The following is a 24,850-nucleotide window of genomic DNA, read 5'->3' on the forward strand; positions in this document are numbered from 1 at the left end:
TTACGCCTCCACGCGTCCTAACAAGTAGTGATGGTGCTGATGTATGTGGCTGATAATCCGGCAGGTGTCTTGCAGTTCTGCCGGGATTTCGCTGAACTGGCTATCGGCATCGATGCTCAGTTGCCAGACTTGCTCGTCCTGACGAATGATGATGCTGTCCCCTTTAACCAAGAAGCCGGGGTTACTGCTATTGGCAAAGTCTTCCTGCAGGCTGAAAATGGTCAGCTTGTCTTTATAAGGTTTGCCATTCCACGGACAGAACTGCGCACAGTTGCCACATTCGTTGCAGAAAGCATCTAGATGTAGGGTTTGATAACGGTCTTGGAAGCCGGGAACGGCGATAGAGATGTTGGCGCGGTTCGGGCAGACATCTACGCACTTGCTGCAAACGTAGTTACATTCCAAACAGCGCTCAGCTTCTTGCTGTACGAAGGCGGCGCGATCGCCTTTATCCACCAAATTAACGCTAATACGGCCTTTACGTTGGTACAGGCGCTGCGGATCAACGTTGTTCCAGTATTTGTCGCTGAAGTGGGAGTGAATATTTTCGCGTTCCAGAATGGCATCGGTAGCGCGCCGTGCGGTACCGATGGCGGCGACAATGGATGATGGGCCACTTTGAACGTCACCGATCAAGAACAAACCCGGAATACTTGTTTCACCGGAGGCGGCGATCACTGCTGGCCAACCTTGTTGGTCTAGCGGAACACCCATCGCTGCTAAAATTTCACAATCTTGTTGTTCACCAATGGCGGTAATCAGGGAGTCAAAACGCAGCACTTTGCTTTTGCTACTGGCAACCGGACGGCGGCGACCCGATTCGTCAGGCTCACCCAATTCCATCGTTCTGATAGTCAGCGATCCATCTTCAGCAAAGTGTTCAGGATTACTGAGGAACATGAATTTCACGCCGTCTTCCAGCGCTTCTTCATACTCTTCACGCCAAGCTGGCATTTCTGCTTGAGTCCGACGGTAGATAACCGTGACCGCATCGACCCCTGGTACACGCAGAGCGGCACGGGCACAGTCCATCGCGGTATTACCGGCACCGACGACAGCAACCTGTTTGCCCATTTTTAAGGCAATGCCATGGTTGTAGTCACGCAAGAACGGCAGGGACTTGTAAACGTTGCGATTGTCACCCTCTAACTTCACACCGCTGTTTTTATCGGTGCCGATTCCGACCATCACATATTGGAAACCGGCGTCTTTCAGTTTCGCGACGGTGAGTTGCGGATCGCAATCGTATTCAAATTTCACGCCGTGTGCGGCAACGAAATCAATATCGTGCTGAATCAACTCACCGGGAATACGGAACTGAGGGATGACGTTTTGCACCACGCCACCGGCATTTTTTTCTCTTTCAAACAGGGTGACCGGGTGCCCGGCGCGAGCGAGGAAGTAACCGGCAGAAAGCCCCGCCGGGCCTGCACCAATCACCGCGACGGGATGGCGAGAACCTGAACCTGCAGGTTTATGCCAACGCTGTTTGTAGCCTTCCCAGCCTTTTTCCAACGCGGTCTTTTTCAACTCGCGGATGTTCAGTGCGCTGTCATAGTCCAGACGCGTACAGTTGGACTGACATTGGTGGTCGCAAATATGCCCGGTAATCGCGGGTAGCGCGTTACGCTGGTAGATCACTTCCAGTGCGTCGGTATAACGGCCTTCACCCAGCAGACGGATGTATTCAGGAATATCTTGTTTGATGGCGCAGGCGGTAACGCAAGGGGCAACATAACAGTCGGTCAGCGGCAGTGAGCCACCGGCATCGATCTGATCGTCTGATTTCCAGTGTTTTTGCGTGTATTCCATGCTCACGGCACGTTCGGCCAATGCATCTAAACGTTCGACGTCGACGCGAGTCATCGAGGTCGCAGAGGATTGATCCAGTTCACGCATGCACTCGAGCATACGTAGATAACCGCCGGGCTTGAGCAAATCTGTCGCCATAGTAATAGGGCGGATGCCGGTTTCAAAAATATCGCGGATGGTAAATTTGCTGGCGCCGCCGGAATAGGAGATAGGCAACTGACCGTTAAAGGCACGAGAAAGTACCGCCGCTACGTTGATTGACAGCGGGAACAAGGCGCGACCAGACATATACATCTCTTCGCCGGGCAATGCGCCTTTATTATTCACCGTGCCCAAGGTGTTGGTCAGTTTGACGCCGAAACCAAGCTGTTTTTCCTGCGCCAAACTCATTAAGCGTTCAAGCATTTCTAACGCTTGTTTGAGCTTAAGATCGTGCTGGAACGACTCTTCTTTCAGCCCGATATAATCAAAACCACAGGTGTCGAGAATTTCCCGTACACGCTCAAAACCGAGCAGTGTCGGGTTGAGTTTCACAAAGGTGTTCAGGTGTTTTTCTTCCAGCATGTAGCGGCAGATCGCTTCAATCTCATCCGGTGGGCAACCGTGCATGGTGGAAAGGGTGACACCCTGAACCAGATTGGCCGGAATGGCTTCTGGCAGCGCCGCTAATTCATTCTTACGATCGGTCAGTTTAAAACGGGTGAGGAAAGCCTCGCTCTGCACCCATTGCTGTAGATCGCGGCGGTATTGAGCAAAGGCCGGATGCGTTGAAGAATCCATCATGTGATGGATAAACTGCTGCATCGGCGGTTGTTTGATGCCGTCGAGGTTGTATCCGACGCTCATATTAAAGATAAAGGATTTCTTTTGCTCGCCAAGGCGGGGATCGAAAATAGCCTCAAGTAAATGAAGAATAAACCACGCTTTTAAATATTCATCATAGGCTTTAAGCAAGGTAAATTCGGTGGACCATTCGGTGTTAAAGGCTTCATCTTCAGCATCAATACAAGGTTTTTCTAATTCTAAGCGGTCGAGGATCTGTACAGTCTTAAGTTCAATAAAACGTCCACCGGTTAGCCAAGAAACCACAATATTCTGTGCCAATTGTGTATGTGGCCCGGCAGCGGGACCGATGGGAGTTTCACAAGTTTCACCAAACACGTTAAATAAGGTGTTTTTATTGGCGCGGTAAAATTGTGGTGCCGGAATACCAAAGATAGAATTATTTTGTTGATATTCATCAAAAATGCGCGTCAAAAGTTCTTCAAACGGAACCGGACGCATAATATCTCCCATGACATTCTCCTTGTTGCGATTTCTGTTTATTAGGATATGCCGCATGCAAGCGACTGTTGTTACGGTTATTGCAACAATCGCGCCAGATAGGCGTTCGCTAGAATGAGTTAATAAGAAATGTGAGAGGGTTCTAATGTTATCGTCAGTTTGTGAAATATATCACGCTTATAAAAGTGATAATGGAAATTAATAAAGTACTGTGGGTTAAATAGAATGAGATTATTTATTTTCTAATTCTCAAAAGAAAAAGATGAGTATCAATTTGATACAACTACCAGGTTACCGATAATGCCGATCCCAAATATTCCAGAACCATTGACTTTTATTCTTGATGATGTGCCATCACCCCTAGTGATTAGTCTGGTGGGGGCAGGCGGTAAAACCAGTGCCTTATTTTGGTTGGCCCGCGAATTTGTTCGCGCAGGGAAACGCGTTGTGATTACCACCACCACTCGGATGTATTTGCCAGAAGAAAACCTGCCGGTTCTGATTTGCCATCAGCCTGATCATTTGCCTACGCGAGCTTTCTTCGCGCCAGTGGTCGCCTGTTATAGCGGATGGGATGCAGTCAGCGGCAAAGTGCGCGGCTTTACGCCGGAAGCTATCGATCGTTTGGCTCAGCGTGGAATCGCTGATGTCTTGTTGGTGGAAGCCGATGGATCGCGCGGTTTTCCACTTAAAGCGCCAAATGAGCACGAACCTTGCATACCTACTAGTAGCCACTGCGTCATTGCGGTGACGGGTGGGCAAGTGTTGGGGCATCCGGTTGGGCCGGAAAATGTCCATCGTTGGCCACGGTTTGCCGCACTGACGCGGCTTAAAAGCGGAGAACGACTCAGTGTCGATGCGTTGGTGAGCTTTATTTGCCATAGAGAAGGGATGTTCAAAAACGTGCCATCGGGTGCGTTGCGTATCTGGTTGATAAACCGTTTTTCTCAATTTGAGAATCTGACTGACGAAGCGTTGTCCTCCCTGTTAGTCAACACCGGGCTAGACGCTATTTGGCTGGGGGCGGTTCGAGAAAATCCTGCCATTTTACGCACGTTATTATGCTCAAAATTACGCCCAAAGCCATGTCCAAAACTACGCCCAAAATCATGCCCGAAAAACGAAAACCATTGAGGTCCTTAATGAAGATTTTCGCCGAAGCAGCAAAACTAGAAAAACAAAACACTCCCTTTGCGATGGCTCAGATTGTCGAGTGCCGAGGTTCCACGCCGCGCCATAATGCGCAAATGCTGGTACGCACCGATGGCAGCATCATTGGCACCATTGGCGGCGGCATGATGGAGCGTAAAGTGATTGACGAGGCGTTGCTTGCGCTGGCAGAACGTAAATCACGATTGTTTCATGGTCGCATGGCGAAAAATGGTCAAGATGCGGTGGGTTCTGACTGTGGCGGGGCGATGACGGTGTACATTGAAGTGTATGGGCACAGCCCGCGTTTGGTGTTGATCGGCGGCGGGCACGTTAATCGGGCGATCGCTTTGGCGGCAGCGGCGTTGGATTTTGACATTCACGTGGCGGATATTTATGCCGATAGCCTCCGACCTGAGCGCTTCCCACTTTCAACTCACTTATTGCAGGCACAAACTTTCTCGCAAGCCATTGAGCTGTTACAAATCGAAGACAGTGATTATGTGGTGATCGCCACCAATAGTCAGGATAAAGAAGCGCTAGATTGCCTGATTAATCGTCCGGTGAAATATCTTGGCCTGTTGGCCAGCCGTCGTAAAACGCAGGTTTACTTTCAACAACTGCGGGAATGCGGTGTGCCTGAAGGGGATATTGCACGCCTCTATGCTCCCGTCGGCTTTAATATCGGCGCTGAAACGCCGGAGGAAATTGCCATCAGCGTGTTGGCGGAGATCCTGCAAATACGGCATCAGGCTCCCGGTGGGGCGATGAAAACGAATGAAAAGAACCGCCAACGGATTGTGATTCGCGGAGCCGGGGATATTGCTACCGGGGTGGCTTTGCGCTTGCATCATGCGGGGTTTGAAGTGGTGATGTTAGAGGTCGCCAAACCGACGGTGATTCGCTGTACCGTCGCTTTCGCCCAAGCGCTGTTTGATGGTGAAGCCACGGTGGAAGGGGTGACGGCCAAACGTGCCGACAATCCTAACGAATGTTTGGCATTGTTGCGTGAAGGCATCATTCCGGTTCTAGTCGATGCCGAGGCGGCTTTGTTGGTTGAGTTGCAACCTGACGGATTGGTGGATGCCATTTTGGCGAAGGAAAACAAAGGGACAAGTCGGAATATGGCTCCCGTTACCATCGCTTTGGGGCCAGGTTTTGAGGCCGGAAAAGATTGTGATGCGGTGATTGAAACCAACCGTGGGCATTATTTAGGGCGTGTGATTTATCAAGGTTGTACTCAGGCTAATACCGGCATACCGGGAAGCATTAATGGGCATACCACGCGGCGAGTGATGCGAGCGCCAGTGGCTGGCAGGATGCGTTGCCGGGTGAAGCTCGGCTCTCTGGTCAACGAAGGGGATATCGTGGCTTATGTTGACGATACGCCCATCGAAGCACCGTTGAGCGGTATGGTACGCGGTTTATTGAACGAAGGGTTGATGGTCACCGCGGGGTTTAAAATTGGTGATATCGATCCGCGCGGCGCGGAAGCCGATTTTAGAACGGTGTCGGATAAAGCCCGCGCTATTGGCGGCGCGGTGCTGGAAGCGATGATGGCGCTGTCAGGGAAACCGACATAATTGGCGCTGCACTGCCTACTCGAAAGATCGGGATAGTGGCTCTGTTGTTGAGTGGTTTTTAAACACCCCAGAACATGAGGTTGAGGGCATTTTTTATTTCATCAGGGAGTGTTAGAAATTCTGTGTCATTCCAGTAAAATACCGACAAAAAGGAATGACACATGTCCCAACCCTTCGATTTCGATAAAGCCCTGAAAGCACTTCAGGATGGTCAGGCACTGACAGGTAAAGATGGCATCTTAACGCCATTAATCAAACAGTTAACCGAAGCTGCTCTGGCCGCTGAACTCGACTCTCATCTGGCTCAAGATATTGCCGTTAACCGTAAAAATGGTTCGTCTAAAAAGACACTAAAAACACCCACTGGTGCCTTTGAACTCGCCACGCCCCGCGATCGTAACGGTACTTTTGAGCCTCAACTCGTGAAGAAGCACCAGACCACGCTTTCCGATGAGATTGAGCGCAAGATCATCCGCATGTTTGCACTGGGCATGAGTTACAAGGATATCAGCCAGGAAATTGAAGACCTGTATGCTTTCAGTGTTTCCAGCGCCACGATCAGCGCCGTCACCGATAAAGTGATTCCTGAGTTGCAACAATGGCAACAACGCCCGCTGGAGACGGTTTATCCCTTCGTCTGGCTGGATGCGATTCACTATAAGATCCGCGAAGACGGGCGTTATCAAAGCAAAGCCGTGTACACTGTTCTTGCGCTGAATCTGGAAGGCAAAAAAGAGATCCTGGGTCTGTATCTGTCTGAAAACGAAGGGGCTAACTTCTGGCTGTCAGTACTGACCGATCTACAAAACCGTGGCCTGAACGACATTCTGATTGCCTGTGTGGATGGTCTGACGGGGTTCCCGGAAGCGATAAACAGTATTTACCCGGATACCGAAGTCCAGCTCTGTGTTATCCATCAGATCCGCAACTCGATTAAATATGTCGCCTCCAAGCACCATAAGGCGTTTATGGCCGATTTGAAGCCCGTTTATCGTGCCGTATCGAAAGAAGCAGCAGAAACGGCGCTGGATGAACTGGAGGCTAAGTGGGGCCAGCAATACCCGATGGTCATCCAGTCATGGCGGAGAAAATGGGAGAATTTGTCACATTACTTCCGGTATCCGGCGACGATCCGTAAAGTCATTTACACCACGAATGCCATTGAATCAGTGCACCGCCAGTTCAGAAAGCTGACGAAAACTAAAGGCGCATTCCCTAACGAAAACAGTCTGTTGAAGCTGCTTTATCTGGGGTTAATGAATGCGCAGGAAAAATGGACAATGCCGATCCAGAGCTGGAATTTGACATTGTCCCAGTTGGCGATTTATTTTGAAGGTCGCCTCGATAAAGTGATTACGTTGTAATGATCTTTTAACGTGACACAGAATTCTGAACGCTCTCTTTCATCAGCGTAGCCACTGAGATCTGCAATAGTTTCACCGATGACGTCAACGGAAACACTCGATAACTCGGTTGTCATCAGTCGGTGATTTTCGCCGTTGATGAGGACCAGAGGAAACAACGTTTTATTCACTTTCTCTGACAAATGGTGTGATGCTATGAACGGGATGACCATGCGCCGGCCTGTTGTCTCTACAATGTCACTTTGCACATCTACCAACATTTTGTAATGGCTAGCTCGCTTGTATTGATAAACGATGAATTGCATGATCACCAGTTCCTGTTTTCATCAGCGAAAGAACCATTTTGTGCGATAAATTGAGCAACTTCCTCCATCCCTTCACGGTTATTTTTCTTCCATTCATCAGCCTTGATACGGCGGGCTTCTTTGCCTATGGCCTCATTAACAAGACCAGAAATATTGATCCCGGCACTACTCAGAACCTGATAATTGTCTTTGTCCACGGTAACGCTGACGCGGTGTTTCATGATTAGGCTCCTTTTTTGTGTGTGTTGTAAGTATATACTTCGAGTAATTACTCAGCAATCAACTATTTGTCGGTAGTAACTGCTTGATGTAGAACATGTCATTAAAACGTAAAGATGTTTTTAAGCAGCACACATTGATTTCATGTGCTGCCTTACTTCCTTCAAATTTCCTGTCGCACAGAGCTGACCTAAATCGCTACTGACAAACAACAGTGCCGGTTTTCCCTTCGATCCCTTCTTTGGCTTTATTCAATACGGTAATCAATGTTTCACGTCCCGCACGGCTGGCGGAGAAAGAGACGGCAGCTTCAACTTTAGGCAGCATTGAGCCCGGTGCAAAGTGCCCTTCAGCGATAAAGCGCTCGGCATCTCTAAGGCTCAAACGCTCTAACCATTGCTCGCCCGGTTTGCCGTAGTTGATGGCAACTTTCTCCACCGCCGTGAGAATAATCAGCATATCGGCGTCGATCATTTCTGCCAGTTTGGCGCTTGCCCAATCTTTGTCGATCACCGCGCTGGCTCCACGCAGATGATTGCCTTCGCGGATCACCGGGATGCCACCACCACCGACGGTAATCACCAATTGTCCGGCGTCCAACAGTGCTTTTACTGTGTCTTTCTCGATGATGTCGATAGGTTTTGGTGAGGCCACTACACGTCGCCAGCCGCGACCCGCATCTTCGATCATATTGTGACCGTTGGCGATCAGCGTTTGTGCTTCTTCTTTACTGAAGAAAGAGCCGATAGGCTTGGTTGGGTTGAGGAACGCCGGATCTTTGGCATCCACTTCGACTTGGGTAATCAGCGTGGCGACCGGTACTGACAGGCCACGGTTAACCAATTCTTCGCGCAGTGCGTTTTGCAAATCATAGCCGATGTAGCCCTGACTGAGCGCCACGCATACCGACATCGGTAACATCGGGGTATGGGCTTCGGTTTTGGCGGCGGCTTCAAATGCTCGATTGATCATGCCCACTTGTGGGCCGTTACCGTGCGTCAACACCACTTTATGCCCTTGTTCGATCAAATCGACGATGGCTTTCGCGGTAGTTTTTACCGCGACCATTTGCTCGGCTAGCCCATCGCCTAACGCATTGCCCCCTAGAGCCAGTACGATTTTCTTTTTCATCCTTACCTCACTCACAGATTATTGATATTACGGCGAAATGTGCCATCTTGATGTCAAAGTTAGAGCTGTTGAAAGGGTTGACGCTTCAGGAAGCGTCCACGACCAGCGGTGCCGGTAAATTGCCCTTGGCTAAAAATCAGCTCGCCGCGCGATAGGGTGTGACGTATTTCACCCTGACAGGTCATCCCCTCATAGGGGCTGTAATCCACGTTGTCGTGGAGTTGGCTGTGGCGAATGGTGCTGGTGACGTTCGGATCGATAATGACGATATCGGCATCGGAACCGGGGGCAATGCAGCCTTTTTGTGGCCAGATACCAAATAGCTGCGCTGGCATGGCGCTGGTCAAAGAAACGAAACGCTCTGGCGAAATACGTTTGCTGATCACACCGGCAGAAAATAGCAGCAACATGCGGTTTTCTACCCCCGGCAGCCCGTTCGGGCAGTGGCTGAAATCACCGTGCGAGAGCTCAACGCGCTGTTGATAAGGGAAGGTACAATGGTCGGTCGCAACAACATCAATGGAACCGTCGCTGATGCCACACCATAATGCGTCTTGGTCACGAATATCCCGTAGCGGTGGGCTAAGAATGAATTTCAGCGCGTCGGGGCGCAGGTAAAGACGCTCGTCCAGCATTAAATATTGCGGACAAGTTTCCACCCATACCGGTTGATTGCGTACTTTTGCCAGCCGCAGATAGTCTAGGCCAAGGCCATTGGAAAGATGCACGATGTACAGTGGCGCATTGCCGGAAAGCCTAGCTAGATTGATCATGCGAGCGATGGCTTCGGCTTCACATTCTGGCGGGCGGCTACGGGCATGGTACAGCGGGGCGGTTAACCCGGCGGCCAAGAAATCGGTGCGTCGCTGGGCGATCACTGCGTCGTTCTCTGGGTGCACGGTGGTTAATGCACCAGCCTCATTCAGCCGCTGTAGTGCCCGTAACACATCGCTATCGTTCAGCTTATACAGATAGGTCAGGTAGAGTTTAAAACTGCTGATACCTTCATCGACCATCAAGGGAATTTCATCGATGATCGCGTCATCAATATGTTGGATCACGCCGTGGAAACTGTAGTCGATAACCGCTTTTCCTTGGGCATAACCATGATAAACCTCTAACTGGTGGTGCAGGCTGCATCCGGCTGGGCCGAATCCCATATGGTCAATGATGGTTGTTGTACCGCCACAGGCTGCTGCACGGGTACCGGTAAAAAAATCATCACAACTACGAGCAAGACCGACATCAATATTAAAGTGAGTATGAACGTCCACTCCGCCGGGCATGACGTAACAACCTTCGGCGTCAATCACTTCGCAATCTTCTGGCGGGATGATTTCGGCGGCGATTCGTTGGATAACACCGTTTTCGATCAACACATCGCTTTGTGACTGACTATCAGCATTGACGACGCAGCCTCGGGTAATCAGCACTTTCATGGAGAACTCCATAGCGGCTCCGCTGGGTACCCAACGAAGCCGTATTGGTGGTCGGTTATTTCTTCAGTTCTGATAAATAAGCCAGCGGGATCGCCGCATACATTGCCGCGCAAGTCACCAGATGTTCCTTCCAGGTTTTCTCATTAGGCGCGTGGGCTTCTGGCTCCTTACCTGGGCCAAAACCAATCACTGGAATACCGTGACGCCCCATGATCGAAACGCCGTTGGTAGAGAACGTCCATTTATCGACGACCGGATCGGTGCGGAACAGCCCTTGGTAGGCTTTGCTGAGGGTTTTGACCGTGATGTGATCTTCTTCCACTTTCCAGGTAGGGAAGTAGCATTCGGTCGGATAAACCAGTCCGGTCCATGATGGGCGGTCATATTCGTACATCGAAACAGTGGCTTTGGCGTTTTTCACCGCAGGCAGGGCGCGGATCTCTTCCAGTGCACCTTCCCACGATTCGCCCCAAGTTAAGCGGCGGTCAATGGACACCGCGCAGCTATCGGCGACCGCACAACGGCTTGGCGAGGTGAAGAAGATTTCTGAAACTGTCAGCGTGCCTTTGCCGAGGAATTCGTCATTACCGAGACGAGTGGCCAACTGCTGTAGCTCACCGAGGATCGGCCCCATTTTGAAAATAGCGTTATCACCACGCTCTGGCGCAGAACCGTGGCAACTCACCCCTTGAACGTCAATGCGGATTTCCATCCGACCCCGTTGCCCACGGTAGATTTGGCAATCGGTCGGTTCGGTACTGACCACAAACTCAGGGCGAATGCCGGATTGCTCAATAATGTACTGCCAGCACAGGCCGTCGCAGTCTTCTTCTTGCACGGTACCGGTGACTAACAGGGTGTATTGATCTTCCAGCCCGAGATCTTTAATGATCTTACCGGCGTAGACCATCGAGGCCATGCCGCCTTCTTGATCCGACGCACCACGGCCGCCGATCAGTTCTTCGGTTTCCATGCCTTCATAAGGATCAAAGGTCCAGTTTTTCATGTTGCCGATACCAACGGTGTCGATATGGGCATCCATTGCGATCAGGTGCGGGCCGTGGCCGATATAGCCGAGAACGTTGCCCATCGGGTCGATTTCTACTTTATCGAAACCGACTTTTTCCATCTCTTCTTTAATACGATGCACCACGCGCTTTTCGTCGCAGCTTTCGCTTGGAATGGCGATCATATCGCGTAGGAAACGGGTCATGTCTTGTTTGTAGTGTTGGGCTTTTTCCACCACTTTTTCGAATGGAATGGGTTTACTCATGGTTCATTACTCCTTTTATGAAGCCTCTATTTGGCAGAGGCTACAAAATCAATTTATTACGCTTGTGTCGGGTGTTTACCTTCCCAGACCACTTCGCGATAGTGCTTAACGTCGGTGTCGCCTTCGGTGTTAATCACCAGCACCACGGAATCGCGGTTAAGCCCCAATTTTTCCATTAGCGCTTTACGTTGTGGGTGGTAATGCACTGCGGCGAGAACGCCTAGACCGACGGCACCGGATTCACCGGAAATAATGCGTGGGTCTTTACCCAGTGGATTGCCGAGCACCCGCATACCCAATGCGGCGACGCTGTCTTGGCAGGAAATGAATTGTGTTGCGCAGTTGCGCAGGACCTCCCAACCCAGCGGGTTCGGCTCACCACAGGCCAAACCGGCCATGATGGTTGGCATGTCGCCGCCAACGTTGACGATGTCACCTTTGACGCCAGAACGATAAATACAGTCGGCGAGTTCAGGCTCAACCACCATTGAGTGCAGGCGTTTAGCCCCATACACGTCGGCCAGATAACCCAACACGCCGCCAGCCATAGCACCGACTCCGGCTTGCAACAGAACGTGAGTAGGGCGCTCGACGCCCATCTGCTTCATTTGTTCGACGGATTCGTCCGCTAGCGTGGCGTAGCCTTGCATAATCCAGGTTGGGATTTTGGTGTAGCCTTCCCAAGCCGTGTCCTGTACCACTTCCCAGCCGCGTGCTTTTGCCGTCTGCATGGTCATGCGTACGGTGTCGTCATAGTTCATCTCGGTAACGATGCATTCAGCGCCAAGGTTTAGAATGTGATCAACACGTTCTTGCGCCGAGCCTTTCGGCATGTAAACCACCGCATGTTGACCCAGTTGGCGAGCCGCCCAAGCGACGCCACGGCCGTGGTTGCCGTCGGTAGTGGTGGCGAAGGTCATTTTTTCTGTAATGGTTTTTTTGATTTTTTCGAATGAAAACTCATTGATATCAATATGATATTTTTTGCAAAGTAGTTGAGCGATAGCGTAAGTGCCGCCCAACATTTTGAAAGCATTAAGACCAAAGCGCTGTGATTCATCTTTGACTAGGATCTTGCCGACGCCAAACAGGGCTGATAATTCATCAAGGGCGTACAGCGGGGTCGGTTGATAACCGGTGATTTTTTTATGGAAAGCGCGAGCTTTACGCGTCTGTTCACCGGAAAACAGCGGAGAAATTTCACCGTTAAAGAAGCGGTTTTGTTCAATATCTAACTTCAATGAGAACACTGACATAGCCAACCTCATCTTGCAGAATTAAAGGTTCCGACCCCAAGGGCCGGAGACCAGCTTACTTGACACGTTTTGCAGCGTTTTTAAGCAGTTGTTCTAAGATCTGACCCGGTTTGGCATATTTGCGCGACAGGATCATGGCGGCGATGATGTAAGGCTTCCAGCTGGCTTCTTTGTAGGTTTCGATACGGAATTTTTCGAACACCCCCTCAGTGACTTCGCCTTCTTTACAGGACACACCGGTGATGTCGGCTGGCAAGCAGTGCATGTACAGTGCTTCGCCAGCGCGAGTCAACTTCATCATCTCTTCGGTACAGTGCCAGTTCTTGTGGTTGGCGTTTTGTGCCAGACATTGTTGTTCCAGCGTTTTCAAGCCTTCATGGTCATTGGCTCGCAGCAGGGTGGTACGCTGTTCCATGACTTTGTACGGCGCCCAAGATTTTGGATAAACGATATCCGCATCTTTAAAGGCTTCTTCCATTGAGTTGACTTGGCGGAAGCTACCGCCGGAGGATTTGGCGTTATTTTTCGCAACTTCCACCACATCAGGAATTAACTCGTAACCGTCTGGATGCGCCAAAGTGACGTCCATCCCAAAGCGGGTCATCAATCCAATAATGCCTTGTGGTACTGACAGCGGTTTGCCGTAGCTCGGTGAATAAGCCCACGTCATGGCAATTTTTTTGCCTTTGAGGTTTTCCAGCGAACCGAAATGCTCACGCAACCAAGCGAGGTCTGCCATTGATTGGGTTGGGTGGTCGATGTCGCACTGGAGGTTTACCAGCGCCGGGCGCTGTGGCAGAACGCCTTGTTCGTAACCTTCATCTAATGCGGCACCGACTTCGCGCATATAGGCGTTACCTGCACCGAGGAACATATCGTCACGAATACCAATGGCATCGGCGCAGAAGGAGATCATGTTGGCGGTTTCACGCACGGTTTCACCGTGGGCAATTTGTGACTTACCTTCGTCCAGATCCTGCTGTGCCAAACCCAACATATTCAGCGCAGAAGCATAAGAAAAACGCGTGCGAGTCGAGTTATCGCGGAAGACAGAGACGCCTATCCCGTTGGTAAATACGTTGGTCGCAATGTTGTCTGCACGCATAGATTTCAGCGCAGCAGCAACGTCCAGCACTTGCTTCAATTCATCTGGGCTTTGTTCCCAAGTAAGCAGAAAGTCCTTTTGATGGAGGTTGGCGTTAAGCTTGCTGAGGTCCTTGATCAAGTCGTTAATTGTTTTCATCGTCACACCCTAATTTTGTAATGGCTGAGCATATAACCGCTGCATTGCGCAGAAATAACCCATCAATCTGAATGAGCTACATACTGATTAACAATAACCATGCCAGAACGGGTAAATAGGCCGATGAAATACCTCTATGCAGCTTAATATGGGATGTGGTTCACAAAAAATCGATTATTTAAGAGGTGGTAAACGTTTGCGTTCTAATGAGGTTAAACGGTGTTGGAAGGGATATTTAAAAATAATTAATGAGTCTGGGGGATTATCAAAAATCACTTGTCGATATTGATAACCCCCTGAGGGTAATTATCAATTTGATAATCAAGTGTGATGTCTTTTGCATATTTTATTTTCAACTGATGAAAATGCATTAATAGCTCATTAATATTCTTGTTTACTGGGTTAGAATCATGACTTCTGAAGGTGCCTCGAAGAAATATTGCCATGCCGTCAGTCATTACCATGAGTAAAAGGGAAGCCGATTATGATTACCATAAATACTCAGTCTATTTTGATGCAAATACAGCCGACGGTCATGCGCTTCGCCAAGATGCTGTCCAGTGTGTTACAGCTGGAAGTGGAGATCGTTGACGACGCCATGACCCGCGTGGCCGGAACGGGGCCCTACGGCAAACTTCTTGGTCAAAAACTTGACCATAACTCAAGAATTTTAAACCACATACTGGAAACCAGGCAAGAAAAGATAGTGACGCGGTCACGTTTTGATCCGCTCTGTGATGGCTGTACGGACAAACAACAGTGCAAAGAAAAAGCCTTTCTTGGCACACCGATCATGTTTCAGAATGCTTGTGTCGGTGTGATCAGTTTGGTGGCATTTACCCAAGAACAACAAGAACGGATTAGCCATAATTTGCGCGAGTTTTCTGATTATGTGCAACATATTTCTAGCATATTTATCACCAAGCTTTTAGACGATCAAAATAGTGAAGACAGTACCCGTGGGATATTGATGAACCTGATCGACAATATGGATCAAGGGGTGTTGATCTTGGATAAGAATAATCAGTTAAAATTTGCCAACCCGACGGCGTTAAAATTATTGAATGTATCGCACGAAAAAATTAACGGGAAGATTTTCTCTGTACGTGCATTAACCTTCCAAAAAAGTTTTTCCAGTGGGCACTTACAACATATTATTTCTTTTGATGAACGCAGCGAGATAATTATTGGTCAACTGCATGACGTGCAGGAACATCAAGTTTTTTTGATGGCTTTTCATCAGTCGCATACGCCAATTAATAGTGAACCCTATGCTGACGATCCGCAGATTGAGCATCTTATTGGCGAATGCCAACCGATGCGGGTACTCAAACGGTTAATCGGTCGCATTGCTCCTGGCCCATCAAGTGTGATGATTGCGGGAGAGAGTGGAACCGGTAAAGAAGTGGTGGCATGGGCAATCCACAAACTCAGTCACCGTAACGATAAGGCCTTCATTGCCATTAACTGCGCCGCTATTCCTGAGCAATTGCTGGAGAGCGAGCTGTTCGGTTATGTTAAAGGGGCTTTCACTGGCGCATCAACCAATGGCAAACAGGGGCTGATGCAGGCGGCTCATCAAGGAACGCTGTTTTTAGATGAAATCGGTGACATGCCACTGATTATTCAGGCTAAGCTGTTGCGCGCCATTGAAGCGCGTGAGGTTCAGCCGATTGGCTCCAGCAGGCCGATCCCGGTTGATATTCGCATTATCTGTGCGACTAACCAGAATCTTGAAAAGTTTGTTACCGAAGGCAAATTCCGCGAAGATCTCTATTACCGTTTAAACGTTATTCCCGTCACTTTACCGCCGTTGCGTGAGCGACACGGCGATTTGGAACTGCTGATCCACTATTTCCTCAACCTCCATACCAAACGGATTGGTTTGGTCTATCCCGGTATTGCGCCAGAAGTGATGACGCTGCTCAAAACATACCACTGGCCCGGTAATTTGCGCGAACTGAGTAACCTTATGGAGTACTTAGTGAACGTGGTGCCGAGCGGTGAGATCATTAATAGTTCGCTATTACCGCCTAACTTGGTTAATCAACATCGGCTGATAGTTCCGTTTACTAGCCCCGCGGAGGTCGTGCCTGATATTGAAAATGAGATGAACGATCAAAGCGATGGCGCTAATGCTTTGGAAGAGATGGAAAAACAACTGATTGGCGAAGCTCTGGCGCGTTACGGTAATAAGAAACAGGCGGCGAAAGAACTCGGGATCGGTATTGCGACGCTGTATCGGAAAATAAAGAAGTATGAACTGGCCTCGGTATGAGGCCAACCCATTATTTTGAGGATATATCAGCGTGTTGAACTGCGTTAACGATGGATTGATAGCCGGTACAGCGGCATAGATTACCGGCCAACCCTTGGCGGATCTGATAGACGGTCAAGGGTTGGTTACGTGGTTTCGCCAGTAATGCGGTGGTGGTCATGATCAAACCCGGCGTACAGAAGCCGCATTGTACGGCACCTTGCTCTGCATAGGCTTGTTGAACCGGTGTGAGTTTGCCATTGACGCTTTCCCCCTCCAAGGTACGCAACATTTTACCCTGCGCCCAAACAGCCAAATAAAGGCAACTGTCGATGGCAACGCCGTCAACCAATACGGTGCAAGCGCCACATTCACCCACGCAACACCCTTGTTTCACACTGAGAAAACCCTGTTCACGCAGCGCATCGGATAAGGGCATTGCGGGGGAAATATTGAGTTGGTAAGCCATTCCGTTGATATGGCAATTGATGCTGATACAGTTTTTATGACTCATGCGATTTTTCCTCCCGCGTTGTTCACCGCCTGTTCGATCACTCGCTTCGCTAAAGTGCGGATCAGGTGTAAACGAAACGCCTTTTCCGCCCGCCATGAGGTTCTGGGTGACACATCGCTAGCAACGGCTTCGGCAACGGCGGCTAGCGTTCGCTGGGTTAGCGGTTGTCCTTCTGCGGCTTGTTCTGCGTGTGGGCAGCGAATTGGCGTCGGTGCCGCGACGCCAAAGGCCAGTTTGAGTTCTTTGAATCGACCGTCTGCAATCTCACAAAGAGCCGAACAACCAATGGTGGAAATATCCATCGCGTCACGCATGGCATATTTGAAACTGGCTGAGCCTTTGCCGCGATAATTTTCCGCTTTGAAATGGAAAGCGACTAACAGTTCGCCTGCCGCTAATGACACTTTGCCCGGTCCGGTGTGAAAACCGTTGATCGAGGTAAAACGCAGCCCTTGTGGTGTCGCAATCTCCAATTCGGCTTCGTAAATCAGGGAAGGGCACGCGGAATCGGCGCTGGTGGCTCCGTTGCAAATATTGCCGCCGTAGGTGGCGACATTACGGATTTGCGGCCCGGCGATCACGGAGGCAGAAGCAGCCAGCGCGGGAAGGTGCGTTTGTATCAGTGGATGCTCAATCAGTTCGGTGAAGGTGGTTCCTGAGCCGATGCGAATATGGCCTTCTTTATCGCAAGTGATACCGCGTAATCCCGGTAAATCATGAATATCGACAATGTGACGGAAACGTGGGTTGAGATGATGAAGCTGAATCAACACATCGGTTCCCCCTGCAAGCAGGCGGGATTGCGGATGGTCGGCGAGTAACTCTACCGCGTGCGCCACGCTGTCGGCGCGATGATAACTTTCAATATCGTACATAGCGCTATCCTTCGATCAAACCAGCCTGGACAAACTCCCGAAACAACCGCTTCGGCGTGAGAGGGAGCGTATTGATGGCAATACCGGTCGCCATGCGTACCGCATTACGAATAGCCACTGCCGGTGAAATAATCGGCGGCTCACCCAGCGCCTTGTGACCATAGGCAGACTGTGGTTCATAAGTTTCGACAAAGGCGCAATCCAGTGCGGGGAGATCCAACATGGTGGGCATTTTGTAATCCAGCAGATTAGGGTTGCGCACAACGCCGCTAACCTCATCGACTATCAGTTCTTCGAATAGCGCCCAACCAATCGCCATGCCCATTCCGCCATGAACTTGGCCTTCAGCTAGCTGCGGGTTTAGGATGCGACCGGAGTCATGCAAATTCAGGATGTGATTGATGGTGACTTTGCACAGCGGAATATCGACCGTGACATCGACAAAGGTGCAGCCGAACGTCGGCGGGTTGGTCGTGGTTTTGAACGATGACTCTGCTGAAAGCTGCCCGCCTTCGGTCGGGTGGTAGAAGCTGTCCATCGCGACGTCTGCTACGTTGAGTAGAATTCTATCCGGGCGTGATGCTAAGGCGATATTACCGTTGTGAATGGTGAGGTTCATCTCTGGCAGTTGCAACATCAAAGCGGCGTGATGCAGGATCTTCTGCCGCAATACCAACGCGGCTTCACGCAGAGCGGGGGCGGTAACGTAGCTTTGGCGTGAAGCGAAAGCGCCGGGATCGAAAGGTGTGACGTCGGTATCTTGGGTGGAAATGATGTGGATCATGTTGATCGGCATACCCAGCGTTTCTGCCACCATTTGAGCAAAGACGGTATCGGAGCCTTGCCCTAATTCAGTAGCGCCGGTTTGCACGTTAACCACGCCATCCTGATTCAATACCAAGCGCGCGCCAGCAATTTCGACACCCACTGGCCAAGTATTGGAGGCATAGCTAAAACAGGCCACGCCGACACCACGGCGAACATCGCCCTGAGTTTGCTGGCAGGTGGCTTTTCGCTCGTCCCAGTTGAAGAGTTTACGGCCTTTTTGCAGGCATTCGGTTAATCCTGCGCTGTAGATCTCTTTGTTGTTGACGGCATTAATATCTCCTTCACGAGCGGCATTAAGTAAGCGTATATCAACCGGATCGATCCCCAGAGCGGCGGCCGCATCATCCAGCAACGATTCGAGAGCAAACACCACCTGCGGCGCGCCGTAACCGCGCATAGCGCCAGCAGAAGGTAAATTGGTATAAGCGGTGGTGGCGCGATAACCAAATGCACTACGCGGATAAAGCCAAGAGATCTTGCTGCCTCCAGCAGAGGCGATGGAGTGTCCATGAGAAGCGTAAGCGCCGGTGTTGGAAAGGACATCCAGCTGATAGCCTTTCAGCTCACCTTGTGCGGTGATACCTAGTTGGGCATCAATATGGAAAGCGTGTCGTGTGCGGGAAGCAAAGAAACACTCCTCACGGCTGATGAGCACTTTTACCGGTATGCCGCCCAGTTTTAGCGTCAGGAACGCCGCCATCGGTTCTTCGAGCACGTCTTGCTTATTACCGAATCCACCACCGATGTAGGGCTTGATCACGCGAACTTTCGACCAGGATAAATCCAACGCTTGAGCCACGATACGCCGCACAATATGGGGGATTTGGGTGCTGGAAATGATCGTGATGCGATCGGGTTGTTCCATCCAAGCGAAACAAGTCACGCCTTCCATATGGCAATGTTGCACAATCGGCGTTTCGAAGTAGCCGGAAAATTGGTGTTCAGCGCCTTCGATGGCGGCCTGTGGATCGTTAATACTGACTTCGCTGCGTTTTATCACATTGCCAGTTTCGTGGATGGCGACAGCGTCTGGTGCGATTGCCGCTTCAGGCGTAGTGATCACTGGTAGCTCTTGATAAGTGACCTTGACTGACTCAGCCGCTTTTTCCGCGGTGAGTTCGTCACGTGCGACAACAATCGCCACCGCATCGCCGAAATGACGGACGTGACGTGTTAACAACAGGCGATCGGCAACGTCACGTTTTGTTGGCTCCAACGTCCAAGCGTGACCAGCGGTGGCGAAGGGAATTTCTGGCACATCTTTCCAGGTGAAAATCGCCACTACACCGGGTAATAGCAGTGCTTCGCGGGTGTCGATACTGTCGACATAACCATGCGCGATAGGGCTACGAACGTATTTGGCAAAGTGCATGCCCGCCATCGGTATATCGTCGGTATACCGCGCCTGTCCTGTCACTTTGGCCTGGGCATCCAGCCGCAAACAGGATAAGCCTAATGGCGTATCTTCCATCCCTTTTGACATAGTAATTTCTCCGGAATAAGGAAAAGATAACGCTTCAGTAGAAACACAGAAACCAAGCAAGATGCGCGCCAGTGCGGGTGATGCGGGATTTAGATGGTTAAATCTGTGATGGTGATGGCAATAACTGGGGGATTAAACAGGGGAAAGGAATAATGAGCGGTGTTTGATTTTCTCACAATGAGAAGAAAAGGCTCATTTTGATAGCATTAGGAAAGTGGGATTTGCGTTTCTTCATGTGGTTCTAAATTTTTATGTCATTTTTTATTCCTATAAACTGGATTTAAACACCATCATAACCTAAGTTTTTTTAATGCTTATCCTCGAAGAAAGTTGGGTTACACCATGAAATCATCTGAATTCAAGGCGGTTGGTAAAGATTTACGTTGTTGTAATCAGAAGGAAAGCATAACAAATTCTTATTTATATGATGTATTACCACTCAAAGCGGTTTATACCCATGATGATATAAATGGGATAAAACACATGTACACATTACCAGGTATGCCGCCGTATGTTCGGGGGCCAAATGCCACAATGTACAGTGTCAAACCCTGGACTATTCGCCAATATGCCGGTTTTTCTACTTGCCAGGAATCCAATATATTTTACCGCAAGGCGATAGCTGGGGGTGTCCAGGGAATTTCAGTGGCCTTTGATCTCGCTACCCATAGGGGATATGACTCGGATCACCCGGGCGTCATAGGGGATGTAGGCAACGCTGGTGTAGCGATAGACTCTGTCGAAGATATGAAAGTGCTGTTCGACCAGATCCCACTCGGCAATATGTCGGTGTCAATGACCATGAACGGTGCAGTGTTACCTATTTTGGCCGCTTATATTGTAGCGGCACAAGAGCAGGGCGTGTCTCCTGAACAACTTAAGGGCACTATTCAAAATGATATTTTGAAAGAGTTTATGGTGCGTAATACCTATATTTATCCACCAGCTCCTTCAATGCGTATTGTCGCCGATATTATTGCTTATACCTCCAAAATTATGCCGAAGTTTAATTCAGTTTCAATTTCCGGCTATCACATGAAAGAAGCGGGAGCTAGTGATGTGCTGGAGCTGGCGCTAACGTTGGCCAATGGCAAAGAGTATGTACAGGCAGCGGTGGAGCAGGGACTGAACGTTGATGATTTTGCTGGTCGCTTGAGTTTTTTCTTTGGCATTGGAATGGAGTTTTATCAAGGGATTGCTAAGCTACGGGCTGCCCGCCTGCTTTGGTATAAAACCATGCAAACCTTTCACCCACAACGTTCAGCTTCATTGATTTTACGTACTCACTGTCAGACGTCGGGTTGGTCGTTAGCCGTGCAAGATCCCTATAACAATATGGCGCGAACAACGATTGAAGCGATGGCGGCAATATTTGGTGGCACACAATCTCTACATACCAATGCTTTTGACGAGGCTATCGGTTTGCCAACGGATAACTCTGCCCGTTTGGCACGCAATATTCAGTTGATCCTTCAGGAAGAAACCGAGATTTGTGCGGTCGTTGATCCATGGGCCGGTTCATACATGATGGAGAAACTCACCGATGAAATGGCGGTTGGCGCGTGCAAGTTATTGGAAGAAATCGAGGCGATGGGTGGGATGTTAAAAGCCCTAGAATCTGGCTGGGTAAGGCAACAAATTGACGCTTGCGCGGTGCGGACTCAAGCCAAGATAGATACGGGAACACGGGTGGTGGTTGGAGTGAATAAATACCCATTACCAGGAGAAAGAGTGGTCGATTATCGTGAGGTAGATAATTGTGCAGTGCGTAATGCACAAATTATCCGTCTGAAAGCATTGCGTGAGGCGCGTAACACACCTGCGGTTGATCAGGCTCTGGCAGCTTTAAGGTGTTGTGCCGAGTCTGGAGTGGGAAACCTGCTGGAGCTGAGTGTGCAAGCGATGCGCGCTAGGGCTACAGTGGGTGAGGTTTCTGCTGCATTGGCGGATGTTTGGGGGCGTTACCAAGTGAAACCACAGGTAGTGCAGAGTCTCTACGGCGAATCGTTAGAAAGTCATGCCCAGTGGCAGGACTTACGGCAAAAGATAACGGCTTTTCTTCACCGGCAGGGCAGAAAACCTAAAATTATGATCGTCAAATTGGGACAGGACGGACATGATCGTGGGGCTAAAGTGGTGGCATCAGGCTTTGGTGATCTGGGTTTTGATGTCGAATTGGGCGAATTGTTCATGACGCCGGAAGAAGTGGTGATGCGGGCGCTGGATTCTGGTTGTGATGCCATTGGCGTGTCATCATTAGCTGCTGGGCATAAAACACTGGTGCCTGAATTAATTAAACAGCTAAATACAAAAAATATGAGTAATACTCTTGTTTTTGTTGGGGGAGTGATTCCTCAACAAGATCACGAATTTCTTTATCAGTGTGGTGTGGCCGATATATTTGGACCCGGTACGCCATTGCTGGTTTCTGCTGGTCGAGTGTTTGAACACATTGAACGCCTCGAACCTATTGAACCTATTGAAACAAGTTCCGAACACTCGGTTTATACTAAATGAAAGTTAAAGTAAAACATTTAATATCTTAGTGGTTATTTTCCCTAATAATTATCCCTGGCGGCGAATGAATTTTCGTCTGTATATAGTCGTTATGATTCAAACGGCATATTAACTTAACTTGAATGGGTAAACTATGAGTGTAAAACAGCAAGGTTGTCATTTTCATTACAAAATAGCGGGATTGTCTACGGTCATTGGTAATGTATTAAGCATGGATGAATGGGCCGATGATTTTAAAATTCCCAATCGTAAAAAACCAGGAAAATTTTTATCAGGTAAAGATATTCAAAATATTATTGGGCCAGTAGCATCTAAAAGTTGGGATCCTGATTTCTTTCGCAATTTTAACCGTATTGTTGAGGTTGCTCGTGCGGCCATGGATAGCGCTAGTCTGACGGCACAAGAGATTGATATCGTGATGATCGCCACCAGTACGCCATATGAGGTGCAACTGGATTACGACTCCTTTAACTTGTTACGTGCGTTGGAAATTCCTGACCATATTCCCCCGTTACAGCTCGCGGCTGGCTGTGCGGGTATGGCACGAGCATTGTCATTGGCAGCCAAGTTGAACGCAAAAAATATTTTGATCGTCACTTATGAAGTGTCCAGTTTATATATGGTTTCGCCGATTTATCGCTACAACACACACCATCCATTGAACAGCGTTCTGTGGGCGTCACCTGCACTATTTTCAGATGGTGCAGCGGCCATTGTTCTGCGACATAACCCTTCGGCTAATGGGTATAGTCTATATAGCCGTGACTCACTGAGTTTTGGTGATGAGGCGGGATTTGACGATCCACTGATCCATTATCCCGGTGGTGGTGCGTTGAATCCGCCGGGTATAGAACAGAATGAGCAACTGTCCTGCTATGCCATGGCGGGAGATAAAACTAAACGTTATTACTCACAAGGAATGCAACTCAATCACCGGGGGTTGGAAGCTCATCGGCAAAACTATTTTCATGAGGTTGAGCGGATCTACACTCATCAGGCTAGCCCCAATATGGTGGATGGATTTATCAAAATGTACAGCGAAGAGACAGGGGTTGAACAGGCTAAGTTCAGTACCAACGTGCGAAAGTACGGCAATTTAGTTATTCCCAGTACACTTAAAATGATCCATGACGATATCGAGTCTAAAAAACTCAAGCGTGGTGATGAAGTCGCAGTCATGGTGGTGGGGGCAGGTCCTGAACGTGGTGCATTTTTAATTGAATTGGAATAAAGGAATAAAGGGTGCCGAAGCACCCTCATTATCGATATTACCCGCGCACTTTATCGCGTAAATTCTGTTTTTCCTTATCACTAAGGAACGCCATTTTCAGGCCGTTTTCCTGAGCGGTGTGGATCTCTTCCGGCGTTAATCCAGCTTGTGGCGCGGCAACGAGGTATTCGTTTTTAATTTCGATGCCTTGAACCGCGGGATCGTCGGTGTTGATCGAAGCCATTACGCCGTGACGCAGGAACGTTGCCAGCGGGTGCTGCGCCAGAGATGCCACGGTGCTGGTCTGAATATTGGAGGTCAGGCAAGATTCGATACCAATACCGTGCTTGGCGAGATAATCCATTAATTTGGTATCTTCGACGGCTTTCACCCCGTGACCGATGCGCTCGGCACCCAGTTCACGAATGGCCTGCCAGATGCTTTCTGGCCCAGCCGCTTCACCTGCGTGAACGGTAATATGCCAACCTGCGTCACGGCCACGGTTGAAGTGAGTGAGGAAACGATCCCCCGGGAAGCCCAATTCATCACCCGCTAGATCCAGCGCGGTAATTTTACTGCGATGTGCCAATAGACCTTCTAACTCTTCCATACAGGCTTGTTCGCCAAAGGTGCGGCTCAGAATACCAATCAGGCGGATATCAATATCATGATCGCGACAGCCAGAACGAATCCCGCCGATCACCGCTTCCACCACGCCAGCGACTGGCAGGTTATGTTTCATCGCCATGTAATACGGGGAGAAACGCAGCTCGGCATAGTGCAGGCCAGCATTCACTGCGTCCTCGACGTTTTCATAGGCTACGCGATAACAAGAATCCAGATCGCCCAGTACCGCGACGCCCCAGTCCAGTTTCTGCAAGAAGCTGACCAAATCAGGCTCGGCATGGGTGATTTGCACGTGTGGACGCAGCGCTTCCAATTCGTCGGCAGGTAAGGCGAGGTTAAATTTGCGACCCAAGTCAAGGATGGTTTGAGCGCGGATATTACCGTCGAGATGACGGTGAATGTCAGTCAGAGGTAGGCGAGAATCGATCATGATTTGCACTCGTTGTTGTTAATGTCGTTGTTGATCAAGTGCGGATCAGTA

General features: G+C 49.7%; 18 protein-coding genes. 6 read left to right on the forward strand and 12 right to left on the reverse strand.

The window, feature by feature from the left end:
- Positions 1-3,108, reverse strand: a complete 3,108-nt coding sequence (ygfK, locus tag AC3ISQ_RS10595) for a putative selenate reductase subunit YgfK (protein ID WP_489352991.1) — start codon at positions 3,106-3,108, stop codon at positions 1-3.
- A 288-nt stretch (positions 3,109-3,396) separates the two neighbouring features.
- Between ygfK and yqeC the strand changes: the two genes are divergently transcribed.
- From yqeC to AC3ISQ_RS10610, 3 genes are all read left to right on the forward strand, one after another.
- Entirely contained in the window at positions 3,397-4,230 is an 834-nt protein-coding gene (yqeC, locus tag AC3ISQ_RS10600) for a selenium cofactor biosynthesis protein YqeC (RefSeq protein WP_489352993.1), read from the forward strand.
- Positions 4,231-4,238: 8 nt separating this feature from the next.
- Complete coding sequence (gene yqeB / locus AC3ISQ_RS10605; protein WP_489352994.1) at positions 4,239-5,828, forward strand: selenium-dependent molybdenum cofactor biosynthesis protein YqeB; 1,590 nt, start codon at positions 4,239-4,241, stop codon at positions 5,826-5,828.
- Positions 5,829-5,989: 161 nt separating this feature from the next.
- Complete coding sequence (locus tag AC3ISQ_RS10610) at positions 5,990-7,192, forward strand: IS256 family transposase (protein WP_489347145.1); 1,203 nt, start codon at positions 5,990-5,992, stop codon at positions 7,190-7,192.
- Here the strand turns inward: AC3ISQ_RS10610 and AC3ISQ_RS10615 are convergent.
- The 7 genes from AC3ISQ_RS10615 to ygeW all read right to left on the reverse strand — a co-directional run bounded on the left by AC3ISQ_RS10615 (position 7,153) and on the right by ygeW (position 14,058).
- On the reverse strand, positions 7,153-7,497 hold the full coding sequence (locus AC3ISQ_RS10615; RefSeq protein ID WP_489352996.1) for a CcdB family protein: 345 nt from the start codon (positions 7,495-7,497) through the stop codon (positions 7,153-7,155). The two genes, AC3ISQ_RS10610 and AC3ISQ_RS10615, sit on opposite strands and share 40 nt — an antisense overlap.
- 2 nt (positions 7,498-7,499) lie before the next feature.
- Positions 7,500-7,718 (reverse strand): type II toxin-antitoxin system antitoxin CcdA, encoded by a 219-nt coding sequence (ccdA, locus tag AC3ISQ_RS10620; RefSeq protein ID WP_489352998.1) that lies wholly within the window; start codon positions 7,716-7,718, stop codon positions 7,500-7,502.
- A gap of 196 nt (positions 7,719-7,914) precedes the next feature.
- On the reverse strand, positions 7,915-8,847 hold the full coding sequence (gene arcC / locus AC3ISQ_RS10625) for a carbamate kinase (protein ID WP_489353000.1): 933 nt from the start codon (positions 8,845-8,847) through the stop codon (positions 7,915-7,917).
- A 59-nt stretch (positions 8,848-8,906) separates the two neighbouring features.
- Positions 8,907-10,286, reverse strand: a complete 1,380-nt coding sequence (gene hydA, locus AC3ISQ_RS10630; RefSeq protein WP_489353002.1) for a dihydropyrimidinase — start codon at positions 10,284-10,286, stop codon at positions 8,907-8,909.
- A gap of 55 nt (positions 10,287-10,341) precedes the next feature.
- On the reverse strand, positions 10,342-11,559 hold the full coding sequence (locus AC3ISQ_RS10635) for a YgeY family selenium metabolism-linked hydrolase (protein WP_489353004.1): 1,218 nt from the start codon (positions 11,557-11,559) through the stop codon (positions 10,342-10,344).
- A 56-nt stretch (positions 11,560-11,615) separates the two neighbouring features.
- Positions 11,616-12,815, reverse strand: a complete 1,200-nt coding sequence (gene dpaL / locus AC3ISQ_RS10640; RefSeq protein WP_489353006.1) for a diaminopropionate ammonia-lyase — start codon at positions 12,813-12,815, stop codon at positions 11,616-11,618.
- Between the two features lie 55 nt (positions 12,816-12,870).
- Entirely contained in the window at positions 12,871-14,058 is a 1,188-nt protein-coding gene (gene ygeW, locus AC3ISQ_RS10645) for a knotted carbamoyltransferase YgeW (RefSeq protein ID WP_489353008.1), read from the reverse strand.
- Between the two features lie 484 nt (positions 14,059-14,542).
- On the opposite strand from ygeW, the gene AC3ISQ_RS10650 reads away from it, so the two are divergent.
- Positions 14,543-16,336: a sigma 54-interacting transcriptional regulator gene (locus AC3ISQ_RS10650; RefSeq protein ID WP_489353010.1), complete on the forward strand. Its 1,794-nt coding sequence runs from the start codon at positions 14,543-14,545 to the stop codon at positions 16,334-16,336.
- 10 nt (positions 16,337-16,346) lie between these two features.
- Here the strand turns inward: AC3ISQ_RS10650 and xdhC are convergent, their stop codons facing one another.
- The 3 genes from xdhC to xdhA are packed head-to-tail and all read right to left on the reverse strand — an operon-like array spanning position 16,347 to position 20,015.
- Positions 16,347-16,829 carry a xanthine dehydrogenase iron sulfur-binding subunit XdhC gene (xdhC, locus tag AC3ISQ_RS10655; protein WP_489353012.1) on the reverse strand — a complete coding sequence of 161 codons (483 nt, stop codon included), beginning with the start codon at positions 16,827-16,829 and terminating at the stop codon, positions 16,347-16,349.
- Positions 16,826-17,704: a xanthine dehydrogenase FAD-binding subunit XdhB gene (gene xdhB, locus AC3ISQ_RS10660; RefSeq protein ID WP_489353013.1), complete on the reverse strand. Its 879-nt coding sequence runs from the start codon at positions 17,702-17,704 to the stop codon at positions 16,826-16,828. Before xdhB ends, xdhC begins: the two co-directional genes overlap by 4 nt.
- A 4-nt stretch (positions 17,705-17,708) precedes the next feature.
- Entirely contained in the window at positions 17,709-20,015 is a 2,307-nt protein-coding gene (gene xdhA, locus AC3ISQ_RS10665; protein WP_489353015.1) for a xanthine dehydrogenase molybdenum-binding subunit XdhA, read from the reverse strand.
- 342 nt (positions 20,016-20,357) lie between these two features.
- On the opposite strand from xdhA, the gene scpA reads away from it, so the two are divergent.
- Together scpA and AC3ISQ_RS10675 are read left to right on the forward strand one after the other, a co-directional pair.
- Entirely contained in the window at positions 20,358-22,532 is a 2,175-nt protein-coding gene (gene scpA / locus AC3ISQ_RS10670) for a methylmalonyl-CoA mutase (protein WP_489353017.1), read from the forward strand.
- A gap of 133 nt (positions 22,533-22,665) precedes the next feature.
- Positions 22,666-23,763: a 3-oxoacyl-[acyl-carrier-protein] synthase III C-terminal domain-containing protein gene (locus AC3ISQ_RS10675; RefSeq protein ID WP_489353018.1), complete on the forward strand. Its 1,098-nt coding sequence runs from the start codon at positions 22,666-22,668 to the stop codon at positions 23,761-23,763.
- Positions 23,764-23,800: 37 nt separating this feature from the next.
- Here AC3ISQ_RS10675 and add read toward each other — a convergent pair whose 3' ends face one another.
- Positions 23,801-24,799 (reverse strand): adenosine deaminase, encoded by a 999-nt coding sequence (add, locus tag AC3ISQ_RS10680; protein ID WP_489353020.1) that lies wholly within the window; start codon positions 24,797-24,799, stop codon positions 23,801-23,803.
- Between the last annotated feature and the right edge of the window lie 51 nt (positions 24,800-24,850).

The sequence above is a fragment of the Serratia sp. KH_031 genome (assembly GCF_057839655.1).